Origin of the sequence: Paenibacillus sp. HGF5 (assembly GCF_000204455.1) — a bacterium.
In the GTDB taxonomy this organism is placed as follows: Bacteria; Bacillota; Bacilli; order Paenibacillales; family Paenibacillaceae; genus Paenibacillus_AQ; species Paenibacillus_AQ lautus_A.
The window spans coordinates 1-18674 of record NZ_AEXS01000048.1 but is presented as its reverse complement, the minus strand read 5'-3'; the positions used below and the strand labels follow the sequence as shown (position 1 = coordinate 18674).

The 18674-nt window shown below is 53.2% G+C and carries 19 protein-coding genes, 1 pseudogene and 1 other annotated feature; of the genes and pseudogenes, 12 read left to right on the top strand and 8 right to left on the bottom strand.

The features are described from left to right. Window positions 1–264 precede the first annotated feature (264 nt). Both HMPREF9412_RS07895 and HMPREF9412_RS07890 read left to right on the top strand, forming a co-directional pair. Entirely contained in the window at window positions 265–1182 is a 918-nt protein-coding gene (locus HMPREF9412_RS07895) for an ABC transporter ATP-binding protein (RefSeq protein ID WP_009590892.1), read from the top strand. After that, the gene (locus HMPREF9412_RS07890; protein WP_235201877.1) at window positions 1175–1948 is read left to right on the top strand and encodes an ABC transporter permease; all 774 of its coding nucleotides are present in this window, start codon (window positions 1175–1177) and stop codon (window positions 1946–1948) included. The genes HMPREF9412_RS07895 and HMPREF9412_RS07890 overlap by 8 nt, the downstream gene beginning before the upstream one ends. Window positions 1949–2084: 136 nt before the next feature. Here the strand turns inward: HMPREF9412_RS07890 and HMPREF9412_RS07885 are convergent, their stop codons facing one another. Both HMPREF9412_RS07885 and HMPREF9412_RS07880 read right to left on the bottom strand, forming a co-directional pair. After that, entirely contained in the window at window positions 2085–2504 is a 420-nt protein-coding gene (locus HMPREF9412_RS07885; RefSeq protein ID WP_009590902.1) for a bactofilin family protein, read from the bottom strand. 35 nt (window positions 2505–2539) lie between these two features. After that, window positions 2540–3511: a M23 family metallopeptidase gene (locus tag HMPREF9412_RS07880; protein WP_009590895.1), complete on the bottom strand. Its 972-nt coding sequence runs from the start codon at window positions 3509–3511 to the stop codon at window positions 2540–2542. A gap of 270 nt (window positions 3512–3781) precedes the next feature. Here HMPREF9412_RS07880 and cls point away from each other — a divergent pair, with 270 nt between their 5' ends. Both cls and HMPREF9412_RS07870 read left to right on the top strand, forming a co-directional pair. Further along, on the top strand, window positions 3782–5212 hold the full coding sequence (gene cls, locus HMPREF9412_RS07875; protein WP_009590913.1) for a cardiolipin synthase: 1431 nt from the start codon (window positions 3782–3784) through the stop codon (window positions 5210–5212). Between the two features lie 167 nt (window positions 5213–5379). Continuing rightward, on the top strand, window positions 5380–6297 hold the full coding sequence (locus HMPREF9412_RS07870) for a YitT family protein (RefSeq protein WP_009590915.1): 918 nt from the start codon (window positions 5380–5382) through the stop codon (window positions 6295–6297). Between the two features lie 59 nt (window positions 6298–6356). Here HMPREF9412_RS07870 and HMPREF9412_RS07865 read toward each other — a convergent pair whose 3' ends face one another. Both HMPREF9412_RS07865 and HMPREF9412_RS07860 read right to left on the bottom strand, forming a co-directional pair. Beyond that, window positions 6357–7427 carry a serine hydrolase domain-containing protein gene (locus tag HMPREF9412_RS07865; RefSeq protein WP_009590912.1) on the bottom strand — a complete coding sequence of 357 codons (1071 nt, stop codon included), beginning with the start codon at window positions 7425–7427 and terminating at the stop codon, window positions 6357–6359. Window positions 7428–7476: 49 nt separating this feature from the next. Then, window positions 7477–8052, bottom strand: a complete 576-nt coding sequence (locus tag HMPREF9412_RS07860; protein WP_009590887.1) for a TetR/AcrR family transcriptional regulator — start codon at window positions 8050–8052, stop codon at window positions 7477–7479. Between the two features lie 228 nt (window positions 8053–8280). Here HMPREF9412_RS07860 and HMPREF9412_RS07855 point away from each other — a divergent pair, with 228 nt between their 5' ends. Further along, complete coding sequence (locus tag HMPREF9412_RS07855; RefSeq protein WP_009590891.1) at window positions 8281–9354, top strand: SPL family radical SAM protein; 1074 nt, start codon at window positions 8281–8283, stop codon at window positions 9352–9354. Here HMPREF9412_RS07855 and ligD read toward each other — a convergent pair. Genes ligD through ku form a run of 3 tightly spaced genes read right to left on the bottom strand, consistent with a single transcriptional unit; the run spans window position 9337 to window position 12101 of the window. After that, window positions 9337–10254, bottom strand: coding sequence for a non-homologous end-joining DNA ligase (gene ligD / locus HMPREF9412_RS07850; RefSeq protein WP_009590907.1), 918 nt, complete (start codon window positions 10252–10254; stop codon window positions 9337–9339). The two genes, HMPREF9412_RS07855 and ligD, sit on opposite strands and share 18 nt — an antisense overlap. Window positions 10255–10259: 5 nt before the next feature. Then, window positions 10260–11156 (bottom strand): ATP-dependent DNA ligase, encoded by an 897-nt coding sequence (locus tag HMPREF9412_RS07845; RefSeq protein ID WP_009590905.1) that lies wholly within the window; start codon window positions 11154–11156, stop codon window positions 10260–10262. Between the two features lie 15 nt (window positions 11157–11171). Next, the gene (ku, locus tag HMPREF9412_RS07840; protein WP_009590885.1) at window positions 11172–12101 is read right to left on the bottom strand and encodes a non-homologous end joining protein Ku; all 930 of its coding nucleotides are present in this window, start codon (window positions 12099–12101) and stop codon (window positions 11172–11174) included. A gap of 208 nt (window positions 12102–12309) precedes the next feature. Between ku and HMPREF9412_RS07835 the strand changes: the two genes are divergently transcribed. Both HMPREF9412_RS07835 and HMPREF9412_RS07830 read left to right on the top strand, forming a co-directional pair. Further along, window positions 12310–12600 (top strand): hypothetical protein, encoded by a 291-nt coding sequence (locus HMPREF9412_RS07835; RefSeq protein WP_009590911.1) that lies wholly within the window; start codon window positions 12310–12312, stop codon window positions 12598–12600. A 3-nt stretch (window positions 12601–12603) separates the two neighbouring features. Beyond that, complete coding sequence (locus HMPREF9412_RS07830; RefSeq protein WP_009590903.1) at window positions 12604–12786, top strand: H-type small acid-soluble spore protein; 183 nt, start codon at window positions 12604–12606, stop codon at window positions 12784–12786. 122 nt (window positions 12787–12908) lie between these two features. On the opposite strand, the gene HMPREF9412_RS07825 is transcribed toward HMPREF9412_RS07830, so the two are convergent. Further along, window positions 12909–14090 (bottom strand): epoxide hydrolase family protein, encoded by a 1182-nt coding sequence (locus HMPREF9412_RS07825; RefSeq protein WP_009590904.1) that lies wholly within the window; start codon window positions 14088–14090, stop codon window positions 12909–12911. A gap of 260 nt (window positions 14091–14350) precedes the next feature. Between HMPREF9412_RS07825 and tsaE the strand changes: the two genes are divergently transcribed. From tsaE to HMPREF9412_RS07800, 5 genes and pseudogenes are all read left to right on the top strand, one after another. Continuing rightward, complete coding sequence (gene tsaE, locus HMPREF9412_RS07820) at window positions 14351–14821, top strand: tRNA (adenosine(37)-N6)-threonylcarbamoyltransferase complex ATPase subunit type 1 TsaE (RefSeq protein WP_009590900.1); 471 nt, start codon at window positions 14351–14353, stop codon at window positions 14819–14821. After that, window positions 14808–15599, top strand: coding sequence for a tRNA (adenosine(37)-N6)-threonylcarbamoyltransferase complex dimerization subunit type 1 TsaB (tsaB, locus tag HMPREF9412_RS07815; RefSeq protein WP_009590883.1), 792 nt, complete (start codon window positions 14808–14810; stop codon window positions 15597–15599). The genes tsaE and tsaB overlap by 14 nt, the downstream gene beginning before the upstream one ends. 19 nt (window positions 15600–15618) lie before the next feature. After that, the gene (gene rimI, locus HMPREF9412_RS07810; RefSeq protein WP_009590890.1) at window positions 15619–16143 is read left to right on the top strand and encodes a ribosomal protein S18-alanine N-acetyltransferase; all 525 of its coding nucleotides are present in this window, start codon (window positions 15619–15621) and stop codon (window positions 16141–16143) included. Beyond that, window positions 16140–17183 (top strand): tRNA (adenosine(37)-N6)-threonylcarbamoyltransferase complex transferase subunit TsaD, encoded by a 1044-nt coding sequence (gene tsaD / locus HMPREF9412_RS07805; RefSeq protein WP_009590916.1) that lies wholly within the window; start codon window positions 16140–16142, stop codon window positions 17181–17183. The genes rimI and tsaD overlap by 4 nt, the downstream gene beginning before the upstream one ends. Window positions 17184–17703: 520 nt before the next feature. Beyond that, window positions 17704–18042: a binding site (T-box leader), on the top strand. Between the two features lie 163 nt (window positions 18043–18205). Beyond that, window positions 18206–18674: pseudogene (locus tag HMPREF9412_RS07800) on the top strand (2-isopropylmalate synthase); the annotation flags it as partial.

Here is an 18674-nt window from a genome sequence, read left to right as displayed (position 1 = left end):
GTACTGTATATGTTGTCGTCGGATCGTGTCGATGATCGAGGGAGTCAGCGTGTTTAAAACCGGTTTTTATCGATACGATATGCCTATGGGCATATGTGGAAAGTGCAAAACGGCTGCATCTAATGAGCTATTTTACATGGCGCAGGACCTTTGAATGATTGGCTGATTCAGACGGCTTGGAGCGGAGTCTATTAGACTCATGCCTGGTATTGTGTATAATGGGGAATATTGAACTTGTTTCGTTAGGAGCAAAGGAGAATTCACATGAAGCAGGAACCGCTGGTAAGACTGCTCGGGGTTACGAAGAAAATATCGTCGAAGGTTCTGGTAGATGATGTGACCTTTGATATCGCACCTGGACAAATCTTCGGATTCCTTGGGCCGAACGGGGCAGGCAAGACGACAACCATCCGCATGATGGTCGGGCTGATGTCCATTACCCAAGGGGATATAACCATCGGGGGATACAGCATTCGGAAAAATTATGAGCAGGCTGCTGCCCAGATCGGGGCGATCGTCGAGAATCCGGAAATGTACAAGTTTCTATCCGGTTACAATAATTTGAAGCATTTTGCACGCATGATGCAGGGGGTTACGAAGGAGCGTATCGACGAAGTGGTGGAACTCGTCGGGCTCGGGAACCGAATCCATGAGAAGGTGCAGACTTATTCGCTGGGGATGCGCCAACGGCTCGGGGTGGCACAGGCGCTGCTGCACCGGCCCAAACTTCTGATCCTGGACGAGCCTACGAACGGCTTGGACCCGCAGGGCATTCGGGAGCTGCGTGATTATTTGCGGCGTTTGACGCAGGAGGAAGGGACCACCGTATTCGTATCCAGCCATCTGCTGTCGGAAATGGAGCTGATGTGCGATACCGTCGGTATCATCCGTCACGGCAAGCTGGTCGATATCCGGCAGCTTCGCACGGACGGGGGAGAGCGGATGTTTGAAGAGACGGCATTTACCGTCAGCGACGCGGATGCCGCCGCAGCGCTCCTTCAGGACTACCAGGCGATAGCCCGGGAGCATCGCGTCCTTGTTCGCGGTGACCGGGATATGATTGCGGACATCAATGCGGCATTGGTCGAAGCGGGCATACGCGTATATGCCATACAGCCGGTTACCCGGTCGCTGGAGGATCAATTTTTGGAAATGACGGGAGGGGGATCTCTTGTTGAATAACTTTACCCGTCTTGTTGCCAATGAGAATATGAAAATTTACTACCGCGTGCGGACATGGGTCATGCTGGGCATACTTGTCTTATTTAATGCGGCCATGCCTGTCATGCTGTACTTGACGGATGCGCCGATGGATGTCTGGACCGTGTTCACTTGGACGGAGAGTTTCACCATATACCTGAGCGCGATCTTCACGGTTGTCATCGCTGCGGATATCGTGGCCGGGGAATTTAGCGGGGGCACCATCAAATTGCTGCTGATCCGGCCGTGGAGCCGGGGGAAGATTCTGTTATCCAAATTCGCCGCCTTGTGTCTGTTCGGGCTGCTCTGTGCGGGAATCACCATGGTGGTGGGCATCGCTGTCTCGATGCTGCTGTTCTCCGGCAATGCCGGATTCTCGGACGGATTTGATGGATCGCCCATGAGCAATTCCCTCTTGCTCCTGCTGACGGATACGATCCAGGTGTTTGTCATTTCGCTGATTGCGTTTATGCTCTCCACGGTATTCCGTTCAGGCGGGCTTGCGATTGGATTATCGCTGCTGGTCCTGTTCACGAAGGATATCTTCGGTTTTATCTTTAACCCGGAGCGGTTTGTATGGGCGAAGTATTTGCTCTTTCTTCACACCGATCTGAGCGGGTACATCAGCTCGCCCGTCGGGCCGGGAGGCGTGGGGCTTGGCTTTTCTGTAGCGATTTTGGCCGTCTATTGCTTACTGTTCATGCTGGTCTCGTGGCTGGCCTTCACCAAGAGAGACGTAGCAGCATAATTCATAGCGATGAGAAAAGAGCTCCTTCCGCCGTGTGGATCACATGGATGAGAAGGGGCTCTTTGATTGTGTCGGCTGCAGGATCCGGCCGAAGCGGATATCGTGTTCGAATTCGGGTGGTCGTCCATACGCCGGGTTAACCTGCTTCCGGACGCTGAAGGGGCAGTGCGGCGTCAGTGGGTTTCGAGTCTTCCTGAGTAGAGGTCTGCTGATCCATCCGGCTTGCCCCGTGAAGAAGCCCGCCCTCCATAACGATAAGGGAAGCGGCGTGAACATCCCCGTACATTTGCCCCGTTGTCGTAATCGTCAGTTTATTTTCCGCCGTCACATCTCCATAGACCTTGCCGGCCACGATGACTTCCCGAGCGGAAATATTGGAGCGGGCAATCGCGGCTTCGCCTATGGTGACGCAGCCTTGGCTTTCGATGGAGCCGTTAAAGCGGCCGTCGATCCTCAGGTCATCCTCGCATTGCAGTACGCCCTCCACTTCGCTTCCTGGCCCGATCAGCGTATCGGTCCGCTCTGACGCCCGTTTTTTCTTGTTTTTCTTCTTCATATGTCATGCCTCCTATTCGAAAATGGATGGTGTGCTTATTGCAGATAAGGCAAAGGGTCAATCGTCTGATTGTTTTTGACGACCTGGAAATGAAGGTGAGGGCCCGTGCTTCGCCCGGAGGAGCCCAGCTTGCCAATCGTTTCGCCCTGCTCGACATGATCGCCAGCCGACACGTCCAGGCTGTCCAGATGCATGTACCACGTCTCCAGACCATTCGGATGCCTGATGACGATATACAGCCCCCGCGCCCCGCTGCGTTCCGCTGCCGTTACCTCGCCGGCGCCTGCGGCATAGATAGGATCGCCGGTTTTCCCGGCAATATCGATGCCGGCATGATAGGCCGAGCGGCCGGTAAAAGGATCGCTTCGATAACCAAAATTCGAGGTGAGCCGCTTGGAGGTGGTTGGCCATAATGAAGGCGTGCCCTCACGCCTTTCCTGGGTTTCCTGGGCCTGATCCAGCGTACGCGGAATATGCTGCTCCATGCGTGAAATCAACTGCTGCATGTTCTCGAAATCATCCTGGGTCTCCCTGGCGAGGTTTAACATTTCATTCTCATGAACGGCAATGAATTCACCGCCGACATGCTGCTTATCCTCGTCAGCGATGGAGGAGGTCTGGCCGGACAGGCTGCCGTGCTTCTCAATAAACTGCTGAAGCTCCTGCTCCAGCTGCTGAACGCGCTCCATCTGGACCTTCGTTTGCTCTGCTTCACCCGATAGCTGAATGATCGCTTTATTTAGGCGTTCGATGGCTTCATCCTTATCGGTGACCGTCACTTCCATCTTTAAGGCTTCCAGGCTTTTCAGCGTCAGCTGCTGCTCCAGCCCCGAGATGGTCTGAGCCGACTGGATTTGGAGGGAAACGATCAGTCCGGCGATGGACAAAATAGCGGCCGCGGGCACCGCTATCATCAAAGGTTTGGATAGATGGACCTGTTTGACTGAATGCTGGGCATCCCGAAGCACCAGCAAGGTTAAGCGTTGTTTACGGTGTGCGGTTTTCATGGCATCTCCCTTCCATGCATTATTTATGGTTCACAAGGGTACCCGCTAGACTTGGCCAACTCCTTATCTAGTATGTATTCTATTCTTTCGAAGAACATGTCAAAAATTATTAGATAAGAGAACTTATTCAGTATGGCGCCGCATTGGGTAATTGAATAAATACATATGGAATTGGTCAATGATGTAGTGTAGTTAATTGCTTTTCTTTCATTTCAAACGTTTTGACAAAGGGCTGCTCAATATATTATTTATCGTGAGGAGGCTGCCGATATGGTGTGGCTTCTGGTTGCACTTATTACTTTTATTTTGCAGATGGTTGCGGTGCTGCTGCTTGAGTTTCGAAATCCGTCCAAGGCCGTGGCATGGCTGTTTATTTTATTTTGCCTCCCCTTTATCGGGTTTGTACTCTATTTCTTTGTGGCGCAGGATTATCAGAAGCGATTGAAGATTCGCAAGCGGGGTTCCCGTTTGTTTCAGGAAATCAGGGCACATTTGTGGGATCGGGCGGCGGTCGTCCGAAGAAAAGGAGATATGAACAATCCCGGCTTTCATCATAATGACCGTTTGTTCAATCTGCTCAATCACTTGTCGGAGAGTCCCATCACGGGCTGTAATCAAAGCCGGGTGTTGACCGATGGGGAAGAGACGTACGAGGCCATGCTGAACGCAATGGAGGAGGCCAAGGATCACATTCACGTGGAATTTTACATTTTTCGTCATGACCGGATCGGCACGAAGTTTCAGGACGTCATGATCCGAAAAGCGCAGGAAGGCGTCAAGGTGCGCCTGGTTTGTGACGGGCTGGGCAGTTATAAACTCAAGAAAACGTTCATTCAACGCTTCAAAGAATCGGGAGTGGAGTTCTATTTCTTCCTGCCCGCAATGGTCTCGATGTTCAGCCGCAGAATCAATTACCGGAACCACCGCAAAATCGTCGTCGTGGACGGCACGATCGGTTTTCTGGGCGGCATTAACGTCGGGGACGATTATCTCGGCGAATATCCGAATATGGGCTACTGGCGCGACACGCATCTGGAAGTAAAGGGGGATGCGGTCTATTTTCTGCAAAATGTGTTTCTGCACGATTGGAAGCTCGCGTCCGGGGAGCGCATTGCGGATTTCGGGCTGTTTCCGGAGCATCAATGCACCGGGGAGGAGCAAGTCCAGATATTGAGCAGCGGACCGGATCTGAACTGGAATGCCATTCAGGAAATGTGCTTCGGGGCGATTTCCGTGGCCAAAGAACGGATATGGATCACCTCGCCGTATTTCATTCCCGATGAAGGAATTTATGAAGCCCTGAAGACGGCTGCGGTGAGCGGCGTGGACGTACGGATCATTATTCCGGATCACGCCGATTCCCGCCTCGTCAAGATGGCAAGCTTGTCCTACGTGGAAGAGCTGCTGGCAGCAGGAGTCAAGTTCTACGAGTATGAAAAAGGGTTCATCCATGCCAAGGTGCTCATTGTGGACGAGCTTCTCGGTTCGGTCGGTACGGCGAATATGGATATGCGGAGTTTCTTCTGTAACTTCGAGCTGACGGCCGTACTGTTCGATCGGCTGCCTATTGAGCGGTTGGTTTCGGATTTTAAGGAGGATCTGCAACATAGCAGGCTTATTGATGCGGAGGTGTTCCGTCAGCGCGGAAGATGGCAGAAAGCGGCCGAAATTATGTGCAGGATGCTGTCGCCATTGCTGTAAAAGTAATATTTTACATGAGATGTGAGAATGACGGAAATCCGAGTAAAAAGCAGGATAAACTGCGAAAAATCTATGTCCCGCTTTTATTTATATGATAGAATATTTATATAGGATCCACTTATAAATATATATTAGCTTGGTTTCATAAAGTTGAACGGGGGAGATTTATGTCAAGTGATGTGAAGATTCTGGCGCAAGTGAAAGCGGAGCAGCAGAAGCCGGAGAATCCCAAGGCAGGCTCAGCGACCTTGAAGCTTCTCCGCCGTCTGGTGTTCTTAACTTTCGGCGCGATTTTGATGGCAGTAGGGCTGGAAATCTTTCTGGTGCCGAACAAGATTATCGACGGAGGGATTACCGGAATCTCGATTATGGTTTCCCATATCACCGATATTCCGCTGGGTGTATTCCTGACTTTGTTCAACCTTCCGTTTTTGTTTATGGGATATAAACAGATCGGAAAAACCTTTGCATTATCCACGCTGTTCGCCGTATTGGTCATGTCCATCGGCACTTATTTCCTGCATCCCGTCGATCCGATCACGATCGATCCGCTGCTTGCGGCCGTGTTCGGCGGCGTGCTTCTCGGAATCGGGGTCGGCCTTGTTATCCGGTCCGGCGGTTCCTTGGACGGCACGGAAATCGTGGCCATTCTGATCAACAAGAGAACGCCGTTCTCCGTCGGCGAAATCGTGATGTTCATCAACGTATTCATTCTAGGCAGCGCAGGTTTCATTTTCGGCTGGGACCATGCCATGTACTCGCTGATTGCGTATTACCTTGCGTTTAAATTGATCGATATTACGATTGAAGGCATTGATCAATCCAAATCGGTTTGGATTATCAGTGATAAGCATAAGGAGATCGGTGATGCGCTGACTCAGCGTTTGGGACGCGGCGTAACCTACCTCGAAGGCGAGGGCGCTTATTCCGGAGACAGCAAGAAGGTTATCTTTGTGGTTATCACTCGCTTGGAAGAAGCAAAGCTCAAATCCATTGTGGAAGACTGGGACTCCCAGGCCTTCGTCGCCGTCGGCAACATCCATGATGTGAAGGGCGGCCGCTTTAAGAAAAAGGCAATCCATTAATACAATCATTTCAGGCTCCACCCGGTGCGAGAGTTAGCGCGGGTGGAGCCATTTTTTGTTTAAAGAGTATCGGCTTGCAGGCGCAGCGCCTTCTTCTCGCGCACATAATGACGAATGATTCGCGACATGGCCTGGACGGCGGCGGATTGACCGACGGCCTGGTTCACGGTTCCGGTGAAATAGAGGCCCGACTCCGGGTGATGGAAGGCAAATGCCCCGGATTGGCCCCAGTGGCCGATGAGTCCGCGACCCAGACTGAAAGGAGATAGCGGCTGTCTTGAAATGCCGATGCCATAGAAGAAGGGGCCGGGAGCAAACAGGAAGTTCCACTGCCTCTGGAGCTCCCTCAAATCACCCAGCGGAAACAAATCCCCGTTAAAAAAGGACCGCAGAAACGTCATCGTTTCCCTTGCCGTGGAGACGATCCCGCCCTCCGCACCGACTGATGCCATATACAAGGGAAGGTCCAGTCGCTTCTGCTTGTAATGGAACGGAATGGGGGACGCATCCTCCGGGTCATGATAAAAATAGGTTTGCGTCAGCTTGAGCTTGTCGAAGATGTATTCCTGGAATACGGCCTGTATGGTTTCGCCCTTGACATGCTCGATGATTTGGCCAAGCAGACGATAGTTGGTGTCGGAATATTGGGCTTTTTTCTTCTGCCCCGGTTTGAATTTTGGCGATTTCCTTTTGGCCGCGGCCAGGACTTGGTCCAGGCTCCAGGCTTGATCCTTCCCGGCGATCAGATTCGAGAAAACGGTCCCCGAGAAATAGTCCGGGATGCCGGACGTATTGGACATCAAATGCTGGATGGTGATTTCTTCGCCGTAATCCCGGTTCTTAAACCTGTGGAGCCCGGTCATAATCTCTTCGGGCAGGTGCTTGCCAATGGGATCATGGAGCTCGAGCCGCCGCTCCGCGCGTAATTTCAAGAGTACGGCAGTCACGTACAACTTGGTCACGCTGGCAATGAAATAGCGGTCGTCAGGCCGCATATCACCTCCGCTGCTGACTATGGACAATGACCGCTCCTGGTCCTCGACGCACATCACCGTGCTAAACACATTTCTTTTATTGGCGGTTTGAGTCACACATGCATCCAGAACCGCTTGCTTCAGGGTTGTTCCCATTCCCGTCCTACCTCCCGCAAACCGTAATTTTTCGTTCCTTTAGTTAGACTCAGTTCCTCTCAAGTTTCCGAGCATGCGCGGCACGTATGAACGCTTCAGCGGCTTCGTCCATCATATTCATCATCTGTTCGTCATCCACGTTCTTCGTGAACAGATCGTTTGCCACCATGACGCAGAGACCTGTCTGAAACACCTGCATGTTCAATAAAATAGATTGCAGCTCCTGATCCGAAAATTCCGCGAGCTCCGGATCCTGCCTCATCAGCCCGATAACCTCGCCCAGTTGTTCCGGCGTATTCTTCATATGGGGATTGTCCTTCATCATGAGATCCCGATAAAGCACGGGATATTCCTTGGCAAAGCGGAGACTTGCCATGCCGATATCCCGGAAGGGCTGTCCGGATTGCTCCTCCATGATCATGCCTCTGGCCACTTGCAAGGCTCTTTCGACCACCTGCTGAAGCAGTTCCTGGACGTCGTTGAAATTGACATAGATCGGCGCGATGGAGCTGCCGAGACGTTCGGCTACTTTTCGGATCGTAATGGACTCGATGCCATCCGTTTTGGCAATGTCGAATGCGGCTACCACGATATCTTGTTTGGTAAACTTCGTTTTTGGTGCCATGATGTCTACAGCTCCTTAGGTTATTTATATGTAGAACATTCAATATATATCACTTGATATCTATTTATTATAAAGAGTACTTGGACCGATTTCAATCCGGTCATCATGAAGCATTCATGGAATCATGATTTGTAAATCCAGTAAAACCCACTTATAATAAGAACATATGTTTGTTAAAATGAATGATAATGATCTAGATCATGGCAGGTTCAGGGAGGAGGAAGCGGAATGGCTCGCACGCAATATGAACGCATAACCACCAAGCAAACATTAAACCGAGTGAAGGAAGAACGGATGCCCTTCGATTGGTCCATCAATCCGTATCGAGGCTGCGGACATGGCTGCAGCTTTTGCTATGCCCGCGCATTTCAATCGTTTATCGGGATGGGAGCGGAAGACGAGTTTCAGCACCATATTTTTATGAAGTCGAATGCGGCGGAAGCGCTGGAGAAGCAGCTGTCGAGCGCTGCGAGGAAGTTTAACTATGATATTGAAGCGATGCGGAGATCGATCGGACAGGTGACGATCGGAACGGCAACCGACCCGTACCAGCCGATCGAGGGCAAGGAGACCCTTACGAGGGAATGTCTGAAGCTGCTCGCTAAATACCGCATTTCTACCAGCATCACGACGCGTTCTCCGCTCGTATTGAGGGATTTGGATATCTTGACCCGGATGGAGAACGTGTCCGTCAACATAAGTCTCAACACGCTGAGCGGGGACGTCATCCGGAAGCTGGAGCCGGCATCGCCTCATCCGGAGGCCAGGCTTGATGCAATCCACAGGTTATCGGCTGCTGGCATTAGAACAGGCTTGTTTGTGGCGCCTGTTCTGCCCTTTTTGACGGACGAGGAGCCGGAACTGAAGGAGCTCTTGTCCCAGGCAAAGGAAAGAGGCGTTTCCTTTGCGATGATCTCCTTGCTAAGACTGTCGCGCGACGTGAAGAAATGGTACCTCGAAACGCTGAAACACCACTTCCCCGAGGTGGTTCAATCCTACCGCGAGTTATATGGGCAAGGCGCTTATGCGGAAGAGCATTACGTTCGTTCCTTCAAGTCGATGGCGTCCAGGCTGTTGAACGAATATGGGATGAGCGGATTGACCATGGGGGCACCTGCTGCCGTCAACCGGTCCGGACCGATTGCAGCCTCGGAGAACGATACATCGGATGAAGGGGCCAACGATCACCCTGCGAGGGAATGGGCTGCTCCTGTACGTCCAAGGAAGCTTCCTCAACCGGCGGCCCCGGTTTCCGGAGAGGAGCTTACTCCCGATGTTGAGCAGCTATCCTTTCCTTTTTGACGCTGCCTTACCCTTTGGCAACAGATGCCGGATGACATTCTCGATCGGTTGGGGCGGCAGGGTCTGCAGCAGGTCGCCCTTTTCCCTCAGCCGTTCTTCGATGTTTAGCAGGTGAAACTCCGTGGGAGAAACGTCCTGGCGGACTTCGTCCCAAGTGAGCGGCGTGGAGACGGTCCCGAGCCGCCGGGCCCGCGGGGTATAAGGAGCGGCGAGCGTCCTTCCGCTGTAGTGCTGAAGATAATCGAAGTAGATTTTATCGCCGCGGTTCTTCTTCAGCCGCTCGATGGTGAACAGCTTCGGGAACTTCTCCGTCACGTACTGGCCCACGAATTGGCCAACCGTTCGAAGTTCATCGAAGGTTACGCCTTCCGGAATCGGAACGATGATCTGCACCCCGGTCGCTCCCGAGGTTTTCGGGACGGAGGACAGGCCCAGGGAGCTCAGCACGTCCCCTACAATGGCCGTCGCCTCCATAATCCGGGGCTCCTCCGGGAGCGTGGGATCCAAATCGATCATCCATTCGCAGGGCAGATGGCTGCCTGCCAGATGCAGGGAAGGGTGAAACTCAAGCGCAGCCAGATTCCCCAGCCAGAGCAGCTCCGGCAGCCCGTTGAGCAGCACGTAGTTTATATTTTCGTGCACATAAGTCTGAACAAAGGGCGGCAGCGGCTCAGGTGCATTTTTCTGGTAGAAGGATTCGCCTTGGGCTCCGTGCGGATACCGGATGGTCGTGAGCAGCCTGCCCCGGCAGTACCGGAGCAAGAAAGGTGAGATGGCCGCAAGCTTTTGCAAATACATTGCCTTGGTAATGCCGACCTCCGGCCACAGCGGTTTGTCGGGATTCGTAATTTGAATCTCTTGCCCCTCGATCGTCAGGGTGCCTTTAACGGTACGAGCCATATGGTTTACACCCCCTCAATCGATACGAGTTTAGGATGGCGCATCATGCCATCCTGGCTCCACTCGAGAAATGTGACCTGGACTGATAGAGGCTGGCTAAGCCAGGCCAGCTGTTCTTTCTTCAGGTCGGTATGGAGCGTTCTCCATATCGCGTCAGCACGATGGCTTTCGGCATATTGCAGCAGCCTCTTCTTCGTTTGCTCATTGAGCCCCAGGGAAGCACGGCCGATGTAGTTCCCATCGTCGCCTGCGATGACGAGGCTGGCTACGCGACCTTCCCTGATGATCATGGCGACGGCGGAGGCTGCCATGTTCACGGCAATTTTCTTTTTGTACCAATCCCGATGCTTTTTGCCCTCACGGTAAGGCGAGGAGAGGCGCTTCATGACAATGCCCTCCCAACCGCGCTGTTCCGCCCAGTCCCATAACGGTTCGCCTTCAAGAAACAGATCGGCGGTCAGCAGGCCCGGAATGTCGGAAACCGTCTCCTTGAGACGATGATGACGTTCCAGATAAGGCAGCTTGCGCAAGTCTTCGTCGCCATCCACCAAGATATCGAACAGCACATAAGTAAACAGAGGAGCGCTCGTACTGACCGTACGCGAACGCTCCCGCTGAAGAACCTTCTGAAAGACGGGGCGGCCAAGCTCCGGATGAAAATACACGACCTCGCCATCCAGGAGAAGACGCCGATCCTGCAGGACGGATAAAGCCTGAACGATTTCGGGGTACAGGGATGTTTTGTCGAGCAGCTTGCGGGAATACAGGGATACGCGGTTCTGGTCAAGCCCGGCCAGAATGCGTACGCCATCCCATTTCAGCTGATAACCCCAATCTTCGCCGGTCGCAATCTGATCCGTCGAGATCGGAGCCATCGGCTCTTTCGGCAGCAAATTTTGCATCTGTCCCATGCGGCTTTAGGATGGGGAATCGGATTTCTTGGATTTGGTCGTCCGGCGTTTCGGCTTCGGTGCATCCGCGTCAGCTTCCCCGCCGCTGACCTTGGCTGCAGGCTCTTTGGCAGCGGTCTTCCGGGTCGGTTTACGCGGCTTCGGCTTGGTGCCCGGGTCCGTTCCGATCGGCTTTACTGCCTCGATGCTGGCCTGAAGGGCCGCCATCAGATCCACGACGTTGGTCTCCTGACGGGCAGGGGCAATCTTGATCTCTTCGCCGGACACTTTGCTGTTGATCAGATCCAGCAGGCGCTCGCGATAATCATCCGTGTATTTTTCAGGGTCAAAGGGAGTCGACAACTGGTCAATCAGCAGTTTGGCCATATCCAGCTCTTTGGCGTTGACCTCGGTTCGCTCCGGCAAATTCGGGACCTGCGAAATCGGCCGGATTTCATCCGGGTAGAAAATCGTCTCGATCGACAGGCATTCATCCAGCACGCGAATCGCAGCCAAACTGCTCTTGGAGCGAATGGCGATTTTGGCGATGCCGATTTTGCCGGACTGCTTCATCGCTTCCAGCAGCAGCCGATATGCATTGGCACCTGCTTGATCCGGCGAGAGATAGTAGGTCTTCTGGAAGTAGATCGGATCGATCTCGGTCAGATCGACAAAGTCCAGAATGGTGATGTTTTTGCTGTTCGCTTCGGCGAGCTGCTCCAGCTCCTCTTTTTCGAACAACACGAATTTCCCCTTCTCGTACTCATAGCCCTTCGTAATCTCTTCCCAGGCAACCTCCTCTTCACATACCGGACATTTGCGGATATAGGAGAGCGGGCTGCCGCACTCTTTGTGAATGTACCGCATCGAAATATCCTTGTCTTCCGTAGCCGAGAACATCTTCACCGGCACGTGCACCAGACCAAAGCTGATCGCGCCCTTCCAAACCGTATGCATTCTATGAAACCTCCTATCAAGTTCTAATATGTTTTGGGTATGACCGTGTAGTAAACGTTATAAACAACGACGATAAATTTTGGAACTACCTCTAGTAGTGTGCCCAAAAAAAGACTCTAGTATGAGTTATAGCTCAGGATTGCATAATTAGAACCTGTTTGTGGCATATTGACGATGAACGCTGCCTGTAAAAGGAGGTAATCTTTTCATGATGGAGTCTAGAGAAACCGAAAAGTCGGAAGAGATACAGAAGGACAGAGCCTCGGACCATTCCGCATCCGAACCGGTGAACGGCGGCATGGTGGATTGGAACAGCCTGACCTCGGAGGAGAGCGAGATCTCTCGGGAATCTACCATGTTCGATATTGACCGGATGATTAACGAAGGCCTTGGCGGAGGCAATGTCACGATGGATAACGGACTGATCGGCCCATCCACCACCGATACGATGGAGGTCGTGGACGAATCGCCAAGAGAACCGGAAGAAGGAGGATCATAACGTATGGATATGCAGCGCGCCGTGGAGATTTTTAACTCCAAGGATACCTATAAGGTGAACCTGGAAGGGGAGCCGGTCTGGATCGAGCAGATCGATCCGCAGAACGGGATGGCTACCGTTCAGGTTGGTTCCCGTCCGACCAATACGCTGACGGTGAATGTGGACCGGCTGAAGGAAGGCGAATAGCCTGATTTAAAGGGGCTTAGCTTCCTTGCAGAAGCTTGAAATGGCATGAAAACACACCTTGTTCGGGGTTCCGTACTGTCGGAAACCGGATAAGGTGTGTTTGCTTTGCTTATATTTTGCCGTTAACGCAGCCCTCTGAAAAATAATTGGATATCCTCCATCAGCAGATCAGGAGCTTCCAATGCGGCGAAATGGCCGCCCCGGTCGAACTCCGACCAGTGCACGATGTTGTATTGGCGCTTGACCATACTGCGGATCGAGAGGTCCTTAGGGAAAACCGCGACGCCGGTAGGTACCGAGGAATACGGAGCCGGCGCTCCCCAATTGCCGGAGCTTTCTTTGTAGATTCTTGCAGATGAGCCTGCTGTTGCCGTCAGCCAGTAGATCGAGACATTCGTAAGAAGAAGATCAAGGTCTACCGCCTCTTCAGGAAGACCAGCGGTTGGATCGGTCCACTCCTTAAACTTCTCTACAATCCATGCTAGCTGGCCAACCGGGGAATCCGTTAAGCTGTAGGATAGTGTCTGGGGTCTGGTCGCTTGCAAGATGGCATAGCCTGACCCGTCAAAGCCGCCTCCGGCTAATTCATCATAGCGCAGCTGCTCTGCAGCGGTAAGGTTCTCGGTTTCAGCCGGATCGCCACTCGGAAACACCGACAAACCATTGCAATGAACGCCAACGATACGCCCTGCGGCAATCCGGCCAAGCTCAGCCGAAACCATACACCCTGTATCCCCTCCTTGAGCTCCATAACGTTCATACCCCAGTCGACGCATAAGTTCATCCCATGCTTTTGCCACGCGCTCGATATTCCATCCCCGTTCCTTTGTGTGCCCGGAGAAGCCGAAACCCGGGAGGGAGGGAATAACGAGATGGAAAGCATCGGACGGATTTCCGCCGTACTTGCTTGGGTTGGCGAGCGGTTCAATCATATGCATAAACTCCACGACCGATCCCGGCCAGCCATGGGTAACGATTAGAGGCAGCGCATCGGGTTCAGGTGAGCGAACATGCAGGAAGTGAATGTTTTGTCCATCGATCGTGGTCGTAAATTGTGGGAATTGATTTAACATGGTTTCATATTTACGCCAATCGTACGAATCCTTCCAATAGGCGGACAGCTTCTTCAAGTAAGGAAGCGGCATCCCATAATCCCAGTGGTTATCCTCCAGATCATCAGGCCAGCGGGTACGGCCCAAACGATCCTTAAGATCCATCAGGTCCGCCTCCGGAATTTGAATGCGAAAGGGAGTTATGGTCGTTTCTGAGGAAGAGATTGCATTCGGTTGGTTTGTTCCGTTCATTGTCATCCTCCTATGGTTTTTTATCATGGTTCCTCCGGGTGTTGGTTTCACTATAGTGCTTAAACTTTGACTACATCGTGTCAGTGTTTGAAATTCGAGTAACCCTTTCTTTTTTCATCTCTGCCAATCCAGAAAAACGCATGTTCTTGCAGCGGATTGGGAGGACCGATATAATGAAGATCAAGTATTTTGAGATATGGGCAAACTAAATAAAGGGTGGGTTATCAGTGAATAATGGCCGTACGGAGGGCCGGTTTCGAATGACTTCAAGCAGTCTGGAGGAGACGGAGCAGCTTGCTGCTTGGCTGGCCGCGAGGGCGGAGCCGGGGACCGTCATCGGTCTGGACGGGGATCTTGGAGCAGGAAAAACGGCATTCTCCCAACAATTTGCACGGCATCTTGGGGTGAACGGGGTTGTGAATAGTCCGACGTTTACCATTATTAAAGAATATGAGGGGCGTCTGCCGCTCTACCATATGGATGTATACCGTTTGTCGGTCGATGAAGCGGATGAGCTTGGGCTGGACGAATATTTTTATGGTGAAGGGGTTTGTCTCGTGGAATGGAGCAGCCTGATCACCGAGCTTATGCCTGAGCAGTATCTTCATATCCAGCTAGAAACGACGGGCGAAACGAACCGGATCATCACGCTTTCAAGCCAGGGCGGGCCTTATGGCGATTGGTGCCGGGATTTGAATGAAAAATGGGGTAGCACGAATGAACAACAATGACAAAAAGCCGCAGCAGCGGTTTTTGGCGCTGGATACGTCAACGGCTTCGCTGGCGGTATCCGTGATGGAGCAGGACAAGCTGCTGTCGGAGGTTAACACGAATGCGGACCGCAACCACTCGGTGCACCTGCACCCCGTGATGGATCAGGCGCTTGCGGAAGCCGGCATCGGCATGGACCAGGTAGACGGCATTGCCGTAGGATTGGGGCCAGGCTCCTATACGGGCATCCGCATAGCGGTGACCGCAGCCAAAACATTGGCATGGGCTAATCAGCTTCCGGTCGTCGGGGTATCCAGCCTGCATGCTTTGGCATGGGGGGGCTTGAAATCCGGATGGAGCGAGACGGCGGCTGAACAGGGAGTCCACTGGGTCGTTCCGCTGCTGGATGCCAGACGGGGACAGGTGTATACGGCATTATTCGCTGCGGAATCCGAACGCCAAGCGGAAGCGCCGGTACGTATGGAGACGGACGGCATCCGTCTGATGCAGACCTGGGTGGAAGCCATAAAGGAACGAATCAGCAAGCTGCCTGAAGAGGAGCGCCCGGTCTGCATATGGTTTATCGGGGAAGTGGACCTTCATGCGGAGGCCGCCCGAGGTCTGGAGCCGTCGTTTGGAGACGGGCTCCGGATTCATCCGTACTCGCTGGAGGGCCGGTGGATGGGGTATCTGGGAGCAACCAGATTACTCGCCGGGGAAGCGGATGATGTGCATACCTTGGTGCCCAATTATACACAGCTTTCCGAAGCGGAAGCGAACCTGCTGCGCAAGCGGTGAAGGGAGCGTAGGATTCGTTATGGACGAGCAGAAGAAGCCGGCGGACGGTGAAGATGGTTTGTCCTTCCGGCTGATGACCCTGGAGGATATACCGGAGGTTCTCAAGGTGGAGCGCGAAGCGTTTACCGTGCCCTGGACCGAGGAAGCTTTTCACAATGAGCTGAAACTGAATCATTTTGCGCGTTATATGATTATGGAATACGAAGGCCGAACCGTAGGGTATGCCGGCATGTGGACGATCGTGGATGAAGCGCATGTCACGAATATTGCCCTGCTGGAGCAGTATCGCGGACGCAAGTGGGGCGATCGGCTGCTGACGGAACTGATGAAGACCGCTGCCTATATGGGGATGGAGAAAATGACGCTCGAGGTTCGGGTGTCCAATCACGTTGCCCAGCGTTTATATATCAAAAAAGGGTTTAAACCAGCCGGTGTCCGGAAGGGGTATTATTCCGATAACCAGGAAGACGCACTCATCATGTGGGCAGATCTGCCCCCTTATCGGGAGGACGATGGCGAGGAAGGAAGTCAAAGGCTATCATGAAGGATGAAAAAATAGACCGGCAGCACAGCTGCATATTGGCGATAGAAACGAGCTGCGATGAAACCTCGGTTGCCGTCGTAAAGGATGGCTGCGAGGTATTGTCCAGCGTCATTGCCAGCCAGATTGAAACGCATAAAGCATTTGGCGGGGTGGTGCCCGAGGTGGCCTCCCGCAAGCATGTGGAGAGCATTACGTTAATTATTGAGCAGGCCGTAGCCGAGGCCGGGATCGAAATGAAGGATTTGTCGGCGATCGCCGTCACGCAGGGTCCCGGTTTGGTCGGAGCGCTTCTCGTGGGCGTCATGGCTGCCAAAAGCCTGGCCTTTGCGCTGGGCAAGCCGCTGATCGGCACGCATCATATTGCGGGTCATATTTACGCAAACCGCTTTGTGGGCGATATCTCCTATCCTTCCATGGCGCTGGTTGTTTCCGGCGGCCATACCGAGCTGGTCTACATGAAAGACGAGGGCAGCTTTGAGTTAATCGGCAGGACGCGGGATGATGCGGTTGGCGAAGCGTACGACAAGGTGGCAAGGGCCCTTGGCTTCCCGTATCCCGGAGGCCCTCATGTCGACCGTATGGCCTTGGAAGCCGAGGAGGTCGTGGATCTTCCCCGCGTATGGCTGGAGCCGGATTCTTATGACTTTAGCTTCAGCGGTTTGAAATCGGCTGTATTAAATGTCGTCAATCAGAGCAAAATGCGTGGAGAGGACGTTCGGACGGAAGCGATAGCCCGGGGCTTTCAGGAATCCGTCGTGGAGGTGCTTGTGGAGAAGGCGGTTCGCGCGGTCAAAGCATACGATGCCAAACAGCTGCTGCTGTGCGGGGGCGTAGCCGCCAATCGCGGACTTCGTCAAGCATTGTCCGATCGGTGCGGGCAGGAAGGAATTCCGCTGACGATCCCGCCATTTCAATATTGCACCGATAACGGAGCGATGATTGCGGCCGCGGCGCATTTGAAATGGAAGCGGGAGAGCTTTACGCCGCTGGATATGAAGGCTGATCCTCAAATGTCGCTGGAATTTTGGGCGGAACATTAAGCTAAAGCTTCTTGACACGTCTCTGTCCAGAACGTATAATCATGATCAAATTCCAGAATGTTGAAACGCAAAGAACAGGACCAGTAAGGTGAACCTTGGATGAAGAGAGCTGCGGGAAGGTGCAACGCAGACGACAGGAGCCTGAACTCACCTGGGAGCGGAGCAGGGGAACCTCGCGCATTGAAATGCCTCTAAGGCATAGATGAAATTGCGGAGTTTGACCTTGCTACGGGATGGCCTCCGTGAGAACGGCTGCGCACAAATCCTTTGCGATTTGGCGATGGAGGGGGCTTTAAGGTCCGGGTTTGCAATGACCTAGGATTAGAGTCAACAAGAGTGGTACCGCGATAGGATAGCCTGTCGTCTCTTGCATAAGAGATGGCAGGCTTTTTTTGCATGCTTAGGCAGCGGGAGGCTCGGATCAGGCAGAAAGCATATAACAACGAAGCCATGTTGAAGAGGCAAAGCTACCCGGTGAAGGGGAGCCGGATATCATGGTATTTGCATAACAGCATATCGTATAAACGCGATGAACGGGAGCAGTAGAAGGGAGCTGTCTACAGAGAGCTGTGGTTTTGGTGCGACGCAGCGACAGCAAGCTTTGAATCTCGCCCGGGAGCGGAAGAGGGAACGTCTGCAGGTGGGGTGATTGGATCCATCCGGATCGGCTGCCAAGAATGCAGATAGGACTCTCTTACGGCGTTCCTCCGTCATCGGGAAGTCCTTTCTCTTCATGACCCGGCCGGCATGAGGAGATCATGGACAGTGAGTGGACACGTACGTGCGGCAGCATCGCTGCACAGCATGGCGTGTCAATTAGAGTGGTACCACGGAGGGTCTTTAGCCCGTCGTCTCTTATGATACAAGAGATGGCGGGCTTTTTTGCTGCCGGCAGCAGCAGGGTGGGAAGCGGACGCAAGTCGACGTGCGGACGTGCATGAACATAACCAGTTGGATAGAACAACAGAATCCAATCGAATGAAAATCAGGGTTGTACCCTAACGAAGGAGGAATATCGGAAGATGAATGAATCCAAGAAAACGATCCGAATTTTCGATACGACATTGCGGGACGGAGAACAGGCACCAGGGGCAAGTCTCCAGCCCGAGCAGAAGATTGTGCTGGCCGGAAAGCTGGCGGAATTGGGCGTTGACGTGATGGAGCCCGGGTTTCCGGTGTCCAGTCCCGGAGAGTTCGCCGCTGTGCAGGCCATTTCAAGGCAGCTGCAGCAGGTGGAGATTTGCGGGTTCGCGCGAGCGGTAAAAGGGGATATTGATGCGGCCGTCAAGGCAACCCAGGATGCGGCCAGAAGGCGGATTCACCTGTTCATATCCTCTTCCGACATCCATCTTCGCCACCAGCTGCGCATGAGCCGTCCGGAAGTCGTGGCAAGGGCGCGTGAAATGACGGCTTATGCGAGGCAATTCAGCGATGTGGTGGAATTCACGGCAATGGATGCTTCACGAACGGGCATTGACGACCTGATCGAGA